Consider the following 12603-nt stretch of genomic DNA (forward strand, 5'->3'; position numbering starts at 1 on the left):
CGGAGCAGGAATTGGCGGTCAGGTAGCGGACCTTGCATCCAGGGATGACCATGGAAGTCCTCATACTCCTCAGCCTGGCAAGCCTGTTCGTGGGCTGCTTCTGCATCTATCGCGCTTCGCCGAACCAGCGTTGGGGCGTAGATCCCTGGCCGGTTCTGCCCGCCCGCGCCACGGGCCTTCTGCTGCTGACGCTGGGCGGCTGGGGCTGCCTGCGCGCATTCTCTGCCGTTGCGGCTGTGTTCGTGTTCTGTACGGCCCTGATGCTGTTCTTCAGCCTGATCCCCTATCTTGGCGTGCTGGCAGGCTTGCGCCGAAGCGATACGCATGAAGTCCGCTAAACCCGCGCCGATCCGGCGCGACTGGATATCCAAGAGCCTGGCAGGCGCGTTGCTCGGCTTCGCGCTGGCCATGGGCGCAAGCGCGGCGCTTGCCGCATTGACTGGCGGCATTCCTTTGGCAACGCGCTCGCAGCTGGCCATGTGGCTGGTGCCTCCGGTCTGGCTCGGCATTGCGAGTACGGTCTATTTTTTCGCCAGCGGCCTGCGCGCCTGGATCTGGCTGGGCGGCGCCTGCGTGCTGCTCTATGGCGGGCTGTATCTTGCCAAGGCGATCTGAGGAGGGCCTGCGACCATGAGAGCCGACTACATACGCATCTACAAATCGGTCCATACCTGGACGGGCATCCTGACAGGCATGGCGCTCTTCATTGCCTTCTATGCCGGCGCGCTGACGGTGTTCAAGGAGCCCCTGACCCGTTGGGCAACGCCGCCCGCAGCCGTCGCGCCCGTGCCGCTGGACGAGACGCCAGGCCTCATCGCCAGAACGCTTGCGGCGCGGCCGGACGTGTCCAAGGGATTCAGCATCCATCTTCAGGATGCCGAGCACGTGCCGGCGCGCATGGCTTGGGAAGTCCGCGACGGGCAGGCCGACGATCATGACGAATCGTCGCTCCGTCACTACGTGGCCTATGTGGATCCGGGCGGTGAACTGCGGCTGGAGGAGTCCGCGCCCAGCGGGCTGATGCCGTTCATCGACGTACTCCACCGCGTGGTAGGCCTGCCCGCGGATAGTGATCCCAACCGTTGGTTCATGGGCATCGTCGCTTCGCTTTATGCAATCGCGCTGGTGTCTGGGGTGATCGTGCTGCTGCCGTCGCTGGTCAAGGACTTCTTCGCCCTGCGGGTCGGAAAAAACCTGAAGCGCATGTGGCTGGACGCGCACAACGTGGTGGGTATCGTCTCATTGCCTTTTCACATCATCATGGCGTTGAGCTCCGTGGTGTTCGCGTTTCACGACGGCATCTACGACCTGCAGGACAAGCTGATATACGAAGGCAAGCTGGAATCGGTCTTCCAGCGGTCCGGTGGCGGCGCGCCGGGCGGAGACGCCAGGAATCCTGCTGACATGCTGACGCCCCGGGAACTGCTGGCCCAGGCGCGTGGGCTGGCGCCGGGCTTCGAGCCCGACGCATTGCAGTATCAACAAGTCACCGGCCCGCGCGCCATCGTGCGCGTCTGGGGCAAGGACGATAGCGCGGTGTCGCCGCGCGCGCGGGGCGGCTTCGTGGCGCTCGATCCCTATACCGGGAAGGTGCTCAATCGCGACTATCTGCCGGGCGGGCAGGACGCGCCCAACCTTTGGGTCAGCAGCTTCTTCGCGCTGCACATGGCTTCCTTCGGCGGCGCGGTGGTGCAGTGGCTTTATTTCCTGCTGGGGCTGGCGGGCGCATGGTTGTTCTATAGCGGCAACCTGCTATGGATAGAAACGCGCCGCAAGCGCGCCAACCGGCAGACCGGCGAGGTTCCGGTGCAGCGGTTGGACACGCGGTTGATGGCATCGGCGACGGTGGGCGTCTGCCTGGGCTGCGTGTGCGGCATTTCGTTGATGATGGTCGCGTCCAAATGGTTGAGTGGGCATGTAGGCGATCTGAATGCCTGGCTCCAGGGGCTGTACTACACGGCGTTCTTCGCCAGCGTGGCCTGGGCTTTCCTGCGCGGGGGCGCGGCAGCGGGCGTACACCTGCTATGGCTGGCGGCAGCGTTGACGCTGGCGATACCGGCGACCTCGCTGGTGGGCGGCCTGCTGCCCGCCACCGGGCTTTGGGCGCACACGTCGGCCGTGACGCTGGCAGTGGATGCGGCGGCATTGGCGGCAGCGCTGGGGTTTGCCTGGATGGCAAAGGCCAGTGCGCGCAGGATCGGGCGGGGCGAGCCCGACAGCGCATGGGCGCCGAGACGGCTCGCTGCGCGCGAGGGATAGCGGATCGCGGCCAGTAAGCCGTGAACAAATGAATGGATGAATATGCGTAAAAAGAACAGGTTGAAATGGCGGGATTGGATGTCTTCGGCGGCGCTGGCGGTTTCGATGATGGGTTTGGCGCCGGGCATGGCCACGGCGCAGTCCAGGCAGGGTGAAGTGACGCCCCAAGCCCGCGTGGACGAACGGATTTCCCTGCAAAAAGGCGAGTTCCTTGCGGGAACCTGGGCCGCCGATCCGGGCGTGACCCTGGATCTGTTGGACAGCGCCGGCCAGCACGTGCGTCGGCTGAGCGACCGGGAAAAGCCGGCCGGGGCGTTGATGCTGGTGGCGCCGGCGGACGGCCTTTACACCGTGCGCGCGCAGGGCCAGGGCGCATTCCGGTGGGAGGTGACGGAACGCCTGCCGCTTGCCGAACAGCGCGCGCCTGCGCCTGCGCTCGATAGTCCGCGCCTGGCCAAGCTTGCTGTGACGCTGGCCCAGGGCGGCACGACCGATGCCTTCTGGGCAGAGATCGCGCAGCAAGGCACGCCGCTGGTCGAAGAGGTGGACGGCCGGCATGACCGCGTCACGTTCCTGTGGCGCGGCGCCGAACGCAATGTGCGCCTGTTCGGCGGGCCATCGTCTGACCATGCGCAGTTGGCGCGGCTGGGCAACTCCGACGTCTGGCACGCCAGCTTCGTCGTGCCCAGGTCCACGCGCCTGTCATATCGCCTGGCGCCCGACGTGCCGGAACTTCCGGGCTCCGGCATGGCGCGGCGCCGCGCGATTCTTGCCACGGCGCAGGCCGATCCACACAACCCCAAGGCGTATCCGGCGCGTGGCGTCGACGTATTTCAAACCTATTCCATGCTGGAACTGGCGGAAGCGCCGCCGCAGCCCTGGGTCGAACCTCGGGCGGGCGTGCCGCAGGGCACGGTCGAGGCCATGGATCTGCGCAGCGATCTCATGCGCAACACGCGCAAGATCCACCTGTACCGCCCCGCGGGCTGGCAGCCCGGCGGCGCAAACAATCACGTGCTGGTGCTGTTCGATGCCGGCGCCTACCTGGGCCGCGTGCCCACGCCGACCATCCTGGACAACATGATCGCCGCAGGTGTCATTCCCCCGACCGCGGCGCTGCTCATCGACAATCCCACGGCCGAATCCCGCAGCCTGGAGCTGCCGCCCAACCCGGACTTTGCCGACTTCCTCGCGAAAGAGTTGATGCCGTGGGCGCGCAAACAAGGCATCGGCGCGCCAGCCGCACGCACCGTCATCGGTGGCTCCAGCTACGGCGGTCTGGCGTCGGCTTATGCCGCGCTGCGCCACCCTGAGGTGTTCGGCAATGTGCTCAGCCAGTCCGGTTCCTATTGGTGGTCGCCGGCGGGCGAAGAGGACCAATGGCTGACGCGGCAATTCGTCGCGGTGCGCAAGCTGCCGGTGCGCTTCTTCCTCGGGGCCGGCCTGTTCGAATCGGGACGCGGCGGCCAGCCGGGGATTCTGGAAACCAACCGGCATCTGCGCGATGTGCTGCTTGCCAAGGGCTATCTGGTGACGCACCGCGAGGTGGCGGGCGGGCACGATTACCTGGTCTGGCGGGGCACCTTGTCGGATGGGCTGCTGGATTTGATCGGCACGGGAAAGCAGGGTGGCGGGCGCCTCCAGCCTTAGGGATGACTGGCCTGCTCAGAGGGCGTCTTCGGACGCCGCCCCATTCTCTTCCCACCAGTCGCCCAGCGCATCCAGCAGCGGCACGAGCGTCTTGCCGGAAGGCGTGAGGTCATATTCCACGCGCCGCGGATAGCCGTCGAAATCGGTGCGCTGGACGATGCCGGCCAATTCCAGCTTGCGCAGTTCCAGCGTCAGCATCCGATGCGAGATGGTCGGATTGTCGCGGCGCAGGTCGCTGAAGCGCTTGGTGCCTTCCTTGAGGTAGTAGATCAGCAGCGTCGGCCATCTGCCGCTCAGTATCTGCATGGCTTCCTCGATGGGGCAGCGCGAAACCAGGTCTTTCATGGGAGGGTCATGGTGACAAAAATGTGCGTAATTTACTTAGCCTATCAGATCCGTAGAATTCAATCCGCTGCGCAGCGTGACCCTTATCTACGGAGAAAATCATCTTGGAACCCATACTGGTTTATGGCTTTCCGCTGGGAAGTTCAATGGGGCTCGTGGCTGCGCTGGAGTGGCTGGGCAAACCCTATCGCCTGTGCCGCGTGGACATGCTGGACGAAATGCGGCTGCCTTCCTATGCGCGGATTAATGCGCGCCACGAGGCACCCGCGTTCGTCAGCGAGCAGGGCGCGGTTTTCACGGAAACCATGGCGATCGCGCGCTGGATGGAAAACCGGGACAGCGAGCGCAGGATCAGCTTCGATCCCTTGTCGCCCGAATCCGACCGCATGCACCAGTTCATGGCATTCTTGAACACCGGCTTCACCGCCGCCTTCACCCCGCACTGGGTCGCCCTGGAAATGGATCCGCCCGATCCGGCTTTGCAGAAGACCCTGCGGGAATGGGGCGCGCAGCGCGTCATCGAGCGTCACGACAAGCTGGAGGCGATGCTGGGCGACACGCCGTTCGTGGTGGGCGACCGTCCGACCTTGGCGGACGCGGTGCTGGTCGGCGTGGCGCGCTGGCTGGATTTTCATGAGGTCGCCGCAAAGTCCCGCTGGCCCAAGCTGGCGGCGCTGCGGCAGCGTCTGGAAAGCGATCCGGCAGTCCAATATGCCATCGCACTGGAAGATGGCGAAAGCCCCGTCTATCCGGGGCTCTGCAAGGGCCATGTTCCGCTGGAAACGGTGATCGCGACCTACGGGAAGTAAGCCCCGCGCGTACCGCTACGTTCGCGGCGCTTCGCCTTCCTCGCGCGCTTCGAGTTCGTTGCCCAGCACCTCGGCGGAATCCTCGCCGCGCGGCGCCGGTTCCAGCGGACGCCGGGTGTGCCCGGCCGCGCGGGCGTCCTCGCCTTCGTCGGTACGCTCGGATTGCATGAAGACATTCGCCGGCGGCGCGTATCCCCGCTTGTCCTGGCCGAAGTACACCACCGTGTGCGGATACGGCAGCTCGATGCCGGCGGCATCGAAGTGTTTCTTCAGGAGCCGGTTGTAGCCGCGCTGCACGGCCCACTGCATGCCCGGCGTGGTCTTGATCAGGATCCGGATGGTCACGCCCTTTTCGTTGACCGCGGTGACGCCGGCGACCGTGATGTCTTCGAGGATCTCGGGTCCCAGCACCGTGTCGGTCATCAGTTCGGCGAAGGCGGCGCGCAGATGCGCGATCGCGTCGTCCACGCTTTCGCGATGCGCGATGGTGTATTCGCCCAGGTGATAGGAGAAGTCGCGCATGTGGTTGGTCACCACGTCCACGGACGAGAACGGCACCAGATGGTAGCCGCCGTCCAGCGTGCGTATGCCGACCGAGCGTATCGTCATCTTCTCGACCGTGCCGAACACGCCCGCGACTTGCACCACGTCGTTCTCGTTCATGCCGTTCTCGAGTTGGATGAAGATCCCCGTGATGATGTCCTGGACCAGCTTCTGCGCGCCGAAGCCGATGGCCAGGCCGACCACGCCCGCGCCGGCAATCAGCGGCCCCACGTCGATGCCGATCTGCGATAGCAGAACCATCAGCGTCATCGTTACGATGACGATCAGCGCGGCGTTGCGGAACAGCGCCAGCAGGGTGCGCTCGCGCGCGCTGGGCATGCCGCGTCCTTCGTTCTGGCTGAGGCGGTGCTCGATGATGCTGGCAATTACGGTCCAGGCCAGGGCCGCGATCAGCAGCACGATGACGATGTTCACCGTCATCTTGATGGCCGCGCCGCCGGCATCCGAGGCCAGCCACCGCGACAGGTCGAAGGCGCGCCACGCGTCCAGGACCAGCAGCACCAGGACGATGCGGATGATGAGACCGGCCAGCTTCAAGGTGGCGGGCACATAGGCGTTGACGCGCGCCTCCAGCAGCGGCAGGCGTTTGCGCAAGTCGTCCGGCAGCCTGATGGGCTTGGCCAGCACGGCGTTCAGCAGCAGGATCAGCAGGCTGCCCACGCCGATCACCAGCAGGGTCTGCGCGGTGGCGCGGGCCATGAAGGGCAGCGCGTTGGTCGGATCCACCTGGCTGACCACCAGCAGGATGGTGAAATAGCCTATGCCCAGCACATGCCACACGCGCGCCAGGATGTGCAGCCGCGAGCCCATGAAGGTGGTCGCGCTGGCGGCGTGCCGGTCCAGATGCCCGCGCACCGTCTGGCGGTTGCGCCAGATGACGCGCACGGCGTAGACGTAGACCGCCAGCATGATCAGCAGGTTCGCCAGACGGCCCAGCGCGGGCGACAGCGACGCCGAGACCACGGGGTCTATCAGCAGCGTGCCATAACCGGCTGCGGTGGCAATGCGCAGCAGCCACGCATTCCAGTACCTGGCGTTGTCGTCCGTCATGGGCAGGAGGCGCAGGTGCGGGTGCTTTACCGCGAACACCGTGCGGATCAGCACCTTGACGATCTCCACCGACACGAAGGCCCGCAGGAACACGGCCGCCAGCGTGTCCAGCGTGCCGCGGCCCGGCGTGCCCCACAGGGCCGCGGCGCCGCCCGCCATGGCGGCGAGCAGCACTACGCCCGCATCGATGGCCAGCGCGCCCACGATGGCGCCCGCGCGCCGGGACAGCACGCGCATGGAGGTCGGCGCGCCGCGCTTGGGTGGCGCTTCGGGATGATGGCGCTGTTCGGCGACCCAGCGGTCGATGCGGCCGTAGATGTACATGGCGATCATCCGCAGCAGGATGAAGGCGAGGATGGCGGCGGCGGCAGCCAGCGCGAGAGGCTTCAAGGCATGGCCCGCGGCGTCGCCGTCCATCCGCAGGCTGTCGCCCGAGGCCAGCGCGCGCATGTCTTCCACGCCCTGGCCCATATCGGTCGCCAGGCCGGTCAGAAAGCGTTGGACGTTGTCGGCCATGCGTTCCTGCAGGCCGGGTCCGGCGGGGACTGGGGCCGCGCCCGTGGCGCGGGGGGCAGCTGGCTTCGCACCCGCTGCCTGCGTCCGCAGTTCGTCCACCAGCGCCTTGCGTGCCTCGGGATTCTCCAGCAGGTCGGCCAGCGCGGCCGGAGTCAGGGCTGTGGAGGATGCCGCCGCTGCTTGCGGTTGCAGCAGCCCGGCGGCCTGGGCTTGCCAGGATAAGGACAGGCAACACAGCATCGCCGCCAGCAGCAATGCTGCCAACCAGGGCCTCTCGTGTCTGCGCCGCCGATGGGGGCCGGCGTGGATGTGGGGCGGGAAAGGAATCGATGCTGTCGTTGCGGGTCCAACCACTAGGGAATCTCCTGTGCGATCTGGTCAAAAAATGGGGCGGGGTCGAGCCGCGCATTAAGAAATGCCGCGGGTGGCCGTTACTGCAAGTGGCTTAACTCTGGTCTGGAGCTTTTCATGGCCTCCAAGTTCTTCCTCCCGGCGTTGGCACTATTGCTGGCGGGCGGTGTCGGCCTGGCGGTCCACCAGGCAAAGTCCGCGACTCTTGCGCCTATGCTGGTGCGCTTCACGGTCCCCAGCCTCTGCACGGTCAGCCCGGGTCCGGCCCGGCCGGCGGTGCGATGTTCCCAAGGAACGCCCTGGCATGCGCAGCGCGCCGTGGGCGAGCAGCACTGGACGGTGGTGTTCTGACCATCAGAATTCGATGGTGGCGGTTACCACGTCACTGTATTGCCCCGGACTCGGCGCTGCCTGCGCGGGTACCCGTCCATAGACCTGTACCTGCTGGATGTTGCCGGTCCCCGTGCCTGTGACAAATGCCGTGCCCGCGGTGCCGTCGCCCCAGGGAACCGTGCGGTCCGCCGAGGTGTGCAGGTCATACCTTACCAGCCGCGTGCCGGTGGTGTCTCGCAGGTAGCGCTGGCTCACGGTGCCATTCTGGCCGCCGTTCAGGCGTATCCGGTAGGCATCGTTGTTGGTGCAGCGCACCGCCAACGTCGTATTGGCCAGGCGGGCAGAACGAAAGTCCGCCATCGAGCCGAAGTTCAAGGGGTTGGCGGAGATGGTGCAGTTGTTGGTCACGTTGGCGCGTACCGTGAAGTTGTAGCTGCCTCGGGAGGTCAGCGATGCGCACGCGGGCCGGACCAGGATGGAGAAGCCGTAGTTGAAGGTCGCCACGCCGGGGAAGGTTTCCGAGTAGGCGGTGGTGGCGTTATTGGCCGTCGGCACCGTGTATTGGCCTGGCAGGATCTGCCCGGTGATGGGCTGGTTGACCGTGGCCTGGCTTCCCAGCAGGGGCTGGGTGAGGTCGACGACGACGGGCGTCGAGCCGTTGGCGCTCGAACCCCACGGCGGACTCATGGACGTGTTCGGCGCAAGCCGGTACTGCAGGCGGTTGGCGCCATTGGCCATCTGCCGCGGGTCTTGCACGGTCGATCCGCTGCCTATGCCCAGGCTCACGCACACCCGGGCATAGCCCCCCGTGAGCAGTCCCCAAGTGCAGGTCACACTCAGCGTGCCGGTCTGCGTCACCGACGAGCCGAGCACCGGATTGAGGTTCGGAAATGTGATGGGGGCCATGGACACGGTGCAGGTCTGCGCCTGCGCGCTGTTTCCCCCCAGCCACAGGGCCGCCAGCAACAACGCGGCAATCAGCTTTTTCATGGCTGCGGCTCCACGCAAGCCACCGGTCCCAGACGTGGCAGGCTGCCGTCTGCCGGCGCTTGGAAGGCGAAGCGCGCAGTGCAGGCAAGATCCTGTCCCCGCACGTCCAGATGATTGAGCTTGCGCAGATTGCGCACGAAGGTCTGGCTGCCGTACCCCACCACGCTTTCGGAGCCGCTCTCCCTGTGCACGACCTGCGCGCCCACCGGCAGCGGCTTGCCGTCGCCGCCCACCAGATCGATCGTGGCCGCGGCTTCCCGGGTGATGCCGAACTCCGCCAGCACGCCGGACCGGGACTGCGGAACCACGTCGAGCGCATAGGCGGACACCTGGGCGTTGGGCGGCAGGTCCAGGCCGTCGAGCTCCAGCGTGTTGGTCTGATAGCTGTTCAGGTCCGGCACCACCATATGGCCGTCGGAGCCGGTATGGCCGATGACCCGGTTCTGATGCAGGATGGGCAGGCCAGGCTCGCCGGTGGAAACCAGCGCGAAGCCGTCGTCGATGCGCCGGGACGCCTGCGCCACGCCATCCATGAACACCAGGGCGCCATTGACGTCGAGTTCTCCCGTGGTGCGTCCGTCGTAGCGCTGCGCGCCCAATGTGATCTCGCCGTAGCGTCCCAGGTAGCGGCCCCAGCCTTGCTCGTACCGGCCCGCCTCGTAGGTGCCGGCCTGCACGCCCCAACCGAATCCGCCGCCATAGTCGGGGCTGCGGATGGCGCTGGCGTTGGTGTAGGTGCCGCCGTCCTGGCGTCCGGCCATGGCATTGAGCGAGACGTCGCCCAGGGTGATGCCCAGGCTGAGGAATGCGCCCCGGCTGCCGCTGTCATTGAAGTCCTGATAGGCGCTCATAGTCAGCGTGGCGCGATTGCCCAGGCGGCTGCTGTAGGCCACCGATCCGATATGGGCGGCTTCAACGCCTGGATAGCGTTGGCCGATGTAGCTCAGCGATACGGTTTGCCCGCCGCCCAATGGCACGGCCAGCGTCGCCCTGTCGCTGGCGCGGGGCACGGGGATGCCGTCGTTGCCCGCCAGATCCGCATAATCCGAGATCGCGCGCAGGCTTTGTATGTCGATGGAATAGCGCTCGCCCACATACTGGTAGCCCAGGCCGGCCTGCAGACCCGTGTTCCTGCCCAGGCTGCCGGCCAGGGACGCATTGATGACGCCCGCCATGCCCAGTTTCGCCAGCATGCCGGCGCCCGCGTTGTACAACCCGGCGCTGGCTTCGCCATGGGCTTCCACGGTCAGGGCGTTCGAGACGCCGTATTGCCATGTGCCGCTGAACGCCGGATCGTCCTTGTAGTCGAACGATCGCCAGCCGTAGGCGCGCCGTAGAAAGCCGGCTTCGACCGAATAGCTGGACATGCCTTGCGCCAGCAGCCGCGTGTCGATGTAGATGGGAACCGACTGCGACACCGGCCTGCCCAGGGCGTCGCGCGTGATGAGATTGGCCTGTCCGTAGCCCGTGATGCCGGCCACGTTGTCCACCACGAAAGGGCCGCTGGGAACATTGCCGGAATAGCGCCGGATGTTGTTGATGTAGACATCGACTGCGGACGGCACCACGGCGCTGCCGGCGAAATCCGGCATGGGAAATGTGACCAGGTCGGGCCGCAATGAAAAATTGCGTCGCCACTGCAGGCCGCCCATGCGTATCGAGCGCGACCAGGCCAGCGATCCGGAAATGGTGTCGCCTACCTGGGTGGCCGTGAGCGTGGCGGGATCCGAGCGGGTCCAGCTCGAATCGAAGCGGACATAGCGCCGCAGGTCGCGGTACAGATAAGCCGTGCCGGTGTTGCTGAAGACTCCGTGCTGGTCGAAATAGCGTTGTTCGCTCCAGATTGCCAGCGGATTCTCGCGATCGGTGCGGGCATAAAGATCGTAATTGATGAGCAGGCCCCGATCCGCCGTCGGGGCGGCAATCGGGCTCAGGCCGCGCGCATCGATGCGATTCGGGATGCGATAGCGGACCGGCATGTCAAGATCGACGTCTTGCGCGGCCGCGTCGTAGCGGTACTGCAGGCCCGGAATCCGGTCCAGCGGAATGCGTGTCTCGTCCGATATGCCCAGGACCTGGGTATCGATCCCCATCTCCCGCAAGTCCGCGCCGCGCGCCGACAGGCGGCCATGCTGGTCTTCGAACCGCGCGATCTGATGGCTGGGCTGGCCGCCGAAGCTGACGTTCAGATAGACCTCGATGGCCGCTTGCCCGATGGCCGCCGTCGGGGCGGGCTGCGCCCGCGCGCCACAATGAACGGCTGCGACGGCGAGCATCAGTGTCAGCTGTGCGGTGCGCGCGCAATGTTTCACTTCCCTGTGTCGGCTTGCACGTCGGCCTGGACGGGAACGCTGTTGACCCGCGCATCGACCGTGATTGTCCCCTGCATCGCGGGTGGGAAGGGCAGCGGCCATTGGCGCGCGCTGCCGCCCAGGACATAGCCAAGCAAGCCGTCCCGCAAGCTGTGGCGTTTGCCATTGACGACGAGCGCCACATCGCTGAGCTGCGCGCGGTGCGCGCCGCTATTGTCGACCCGCAAGGCCCAATCGCGGCCATCGCGTACCAGGGACCATGTCAGGTGCCGTTGTGCCGGAATTTGCGGGGCGGCTCCCACGAACACCGGCACGGAGTAACGCAGCCGCACCTGCACGCCCGTCGCCCGCAATGGGTCGGGCGGCGCGATCTCGTCGATGATCAGGCGATACGACGCCTCGCCCGGGCGCTTGGCGGCCTCGGGCTGCAACAGGCGGACGACTTGCGTGCCGCCCGGCGCGATCTGGATCATGGGCGGGCTGGCCACCAGGGCCGCGGTCTCCTGCAGCACATCCTCGGTCGTGGTCTGGCGCCAGGCGTAGACGCGGACCTGGCCATAGATGGGCTCGGCGCCTTCGTTGCGCAAGGTCATGCTGGTGGCGCGCTCCGCGCCGTCCATGTTCAGGATCACCGGCGAGATCTGCAGGCTGGCGGCATGCGCCAGCAGCGCCATGCCGAAGAGACAGGCTCCCGCCGCCTGGCGAACGATCCCAAGCATCGTCATGTCGATCCGGGGCTAGAAGTAGACGGTGGCCGTGACCGTCGATTGATAGGTATCCGGCGCGGGGGCAGCCTGGGGCGGAACCCGGCCGTAGACGGTCAGCGCCTGGGCCGTGCCCGTGCCGGTGCCGCCCACGGTGTCCGTACCCTGGGTGTTGCCCCACACCGTCGTGCGGCCGGCGTTTTGATAGAGCTGGTAGCCCACATTGGTGCCGGTATTGCCAGGCGCCGTGCCCGCGAGCTGACGGTTTGCAATCGTCGACCCCGCGGCGGTGCCGGCATCCAGGCCTACGTTGTAGGGAGTGGTATTCGTGCAGGTGACCCTGAGCGTCGTTTCCTGGTTTACCGGCGCGCTCAAGAGGCCGGTGGACGGAAACACCAGCGGATCGGCCGCAATCGTGCAATTCGCCTGCACGGTCAGGGACACATTGAAAGTCGCCGTCGAACTCCCGTTCTCATACACCTGGGCCAGGGCCGCGCCGGGCAGGGAAAAGCCGATAGTCGCAGACAGAATCGCAGCGGAACCGATGGACTTCATGCTCGCTCTCCTTCAATTCATGGCTGTAACGACCTTAGCGGAGGGGGGGTACGCAATTTATTTCGCATTATTTCCAACTTCTTCGGTTGCTGTCTCAGGAGTGGGTTTTCCGCGCCCATTGAATGTGGTTTATCCCGTTGTTGAGACATGGCCGTGCTTTGTTCC

At 66.1% G+C, this 12603-nt stretch carries 12 protein-coding genes; 6 read left to right on the forward strand and 6 right to left on the reverse strand.

Annotated elements, in window-relative coordinates; genetic code table 11:
- Positions 1–50 precede the first annotated feature (50 nt).
- The 4 genes from IPU70_RS23145 to fes are packed head-to-tail and all read left to right on the forward strand — an operon-like array spanning position 51 to position 3909.
- The gene (locus IPU70_RS23145) at positions 51–338 is read left to right on the forward strand and encodes a hypothetical protein (RefSeq protein WP_207470691.1); all 288 of its coding nucleotides are present in this window, start codon (positions 51–53) and stop codon (positions 336–338) included.
- The gene (locus IPU70_RS23150; protein ID WP_207470693.1) at positions 325–615 is read left to right on the forward strand and encodes a hypothetical protein; all 291 of its coding nucleotides are present in this window, start codon (positions 325–327) and stop codon (positions 613–615) included. The genes IPU70_RS23145 and IPU70_RS23150 overlap by 14 nt, the downstream gene beginning before the upstream one ends.
- Before the next feature lie 15 nt (positions 616–630).
- Positions 631–2259, forward strand: coding sequence for a PepSY domain-containing protein (locus IPU70_RS23155; protein WP_207470695.1), 1629 nt, complete (start codon positions 631–633; stop codon positions 2257–2259).
- Positions 2260–2301: 42 nt separating this feature from the next.
- Positions 2302–3909, forward strand: coding sequence for an enterochelin esterase (gene fes / locus IPU70_RS23160; RefSeq protein ID WP_242702659.1), 1608 nt, complete (start codon positions 2302–2304; stop codon positions 3907–3909).
- 15 nt (positions 3910–3924) lie between these two features.
- On the opposite strand, the gene IPU70_RS23165 is transcribed toward fes, so the two are convergent.
- Positions 3925–4254 (reverse strand): helix-turn-helix domain-containing protein, encoded by a 330-nt coding sequence (locus IPU70_RS23165; protein ID WP_207470697.1) that lies wholly within the window; start codon positions 4252–4254, stop codon positions 3925–3927.
- 104 nt (positions 4255–4358) lie between these two features.
- Between IPU70_RS23165 and IPU70_RS23170 the strand changes: the two genes are divergently transcribed.
- Complete coding sequence (locus IPU70_RS23170; protein WP_207470699.1) at positions 4359–5063, forward strand: glutathione S-transferase family protein; 705 nt, start codon at positions 4359–4361, stop codon at positions 5061–5063.
- A gap of 15 nt (positions 5064–5078) precedes the next feature.
- Here IPU70_RS23170 and IPU70_RS23175 read toward each other — a convergent pair whose 3' ends face one another.
- Positions 5079–7433, reverse strand: coding sequence for a mechanosensitive ion channel domain-containing protein (locus IPU70_RS23175; RefSeq protein ID WP_207470868.1), 2355 nt, complete (start codon positions 7431–7433; stop codon positions 5079–5081).
- A 228-nt stretch (positions 7434–7661) separates the two neighbouring features.
- Between IPU70_RS23175 and IPU70_RS23180 the strand changes: the two genes are divergently transcribed.
- Positions 7662–7895 (forward strand): hypothetical protein, encoded by a 234-nt coding sequence (locus IPU70_RS23180; RefSeq protein WP_207470701.1) that lies wholly within the window; start codon positions 7662–7664, stop codon positions 7893–7895.
- Between the two features lie 3 nt (positions 7896–7898).
- On the opposite strand, the gene IPU70_RS23185 is transcribed toward IPU70_RS23180, so the two are convergent.
- Genes IPU70_RS23185 through IPU70_RS23200 form a run of 4 tightly spaced genes read right to left on the reverse strand, consistent with a single transcriptional unit; the run spans position 7899 to position 12438 of the window.
- On the reverse strand, positions 7899–8867 hold the full coding sequence (locus IPU70_RS23185; RefSeq protein ID WP_207470703.1) for a spore coat U domain-containing protein: 969 nt from the start codon (positions 8865–8867) through the stop codon (positions 7899–7901).
- On the reverse strand, positions 8864–11143 hold the full coding sequence (locus tag IPU70_RS23190; RefSeq protein ID WP_207470710.1) for a fimbria/pilus outer membrane usher protein: 2280 nt from the start codon (positions 11141–11143) through the stop codon (positions 8864–8866). Before IPU70_RS23190 ends, IPU70_RS23185 begins: the two co-directional genes overlap by 4 nt.
- Before the next feature lie 32 nt (positions 11144–11175).
- A complete protein-coding gene (locus tag IPU70_RS23195) occupies positions 11176–11904 on the reverse strand; it encodes a molecular chaperone (RefSeq protein ID WP_207470712.1) in 729 nt (242 codons plus the stop codon).
- A gap of 12 nt (positions 11905–11916) precedes the next feature.
- Complete coding sequence (locus IPU70_RS23200) at positions 11917–12438, reverse strand: spore coat U domain-containing protein (protein ID WP_207470714.1); 522 nt, start codon at positions 12436–12438, stop codon at positions 11917–11919.
- Positions 12439–12603 lie beyond the last annotated feature (165 nt).

The organism is Achromobacter sp. SD115 (assembly GCF_017355315.1).
In the GTDB taxonomy this organism is placed as follows: Bacteria; Pseudomonadota; Gammaproteobacteria; order Burkholderiales; family Burkholderiaceae_B; genus Achromobacter; species Achromobacter xylosoxidans_B.

Coding starts and splice junctions, on each gene's coding strand:
- IPU70_RS23145 (WP_207470691.1), top strand. CDS start 51: ATGGAAGTCCTCATACTCCTCAGCCTGGCAAGCCTGTTCGTGGGCTGC.
- IPU70_RS23150 (WP_207470693.1), top strand. CDS start 325: ATGAAGTCCGCTAAACCCGCGCCGATCCGGCGCGACTGGATATCCAAG.
- IPU70_RS23155 (WP_207470695.1), top strand. CDS start 631: ATGAGAGCCGACTACATACGCATCTACAAATCGGTCCATACCTGGACG.
- fes (WP_242702659.1), top strand. CDS start 2,302: ATGCGTAAAAAGAACAGGTTGAAATGGCGGGATTGGATGTCTTCGGCG.
- IPU70_RS23165 (WP_207470697.1), bottom strand. CDS start 4,254: ATGAAAGACCTGGTTTCGCGCTGCCCCATCGAGGAAGCCATGCAGATA.
- IPU70_RS23175 (WP_207470868.1), bottom strand. CDS start 7,433: ATGCTGTGTTGCCTGTCCTTATCCTGGCAAGCCCAGGCCGCCGGGCTG.
- IPU70_RS23180 (WP_207470701.1), top strand. CDS start 7,662: ATGGCCTCCAAGTTCTTCCTCCCGGCGTTGGCACTATTGCTGGCGGGC.
- IPU70_RS23185 (WP_207470703.1), bottom strand. CDS start 8,867: ATGAAAAAGCTGATTGCCGCGTTGTTGCTGGCGGCCCTGTGGCTGGGG.
- IPU70_RS23190 (WP_207470710.1), bottom strand. CDS start 11,143: ATGCTCGCCGTCGCAGCCGTTCATTGTGGCGCGCGGGCGCAGCCCGCC.
- IPU70_RS23195 (WP_207470712.1), bottom strand. CDS start 11,904: ATGACGATGCTTGGGATCGTTCGCCAGGCGGCGGGAGCCTGTCTCTTC.
- IPU70_RS23200 (WP_207470714.1), bottom strand. CDS start 12,438: ATGAAGTCCATCGGTTCCGCTGCGATTCTGTCTGCGACTATCGGCTTT.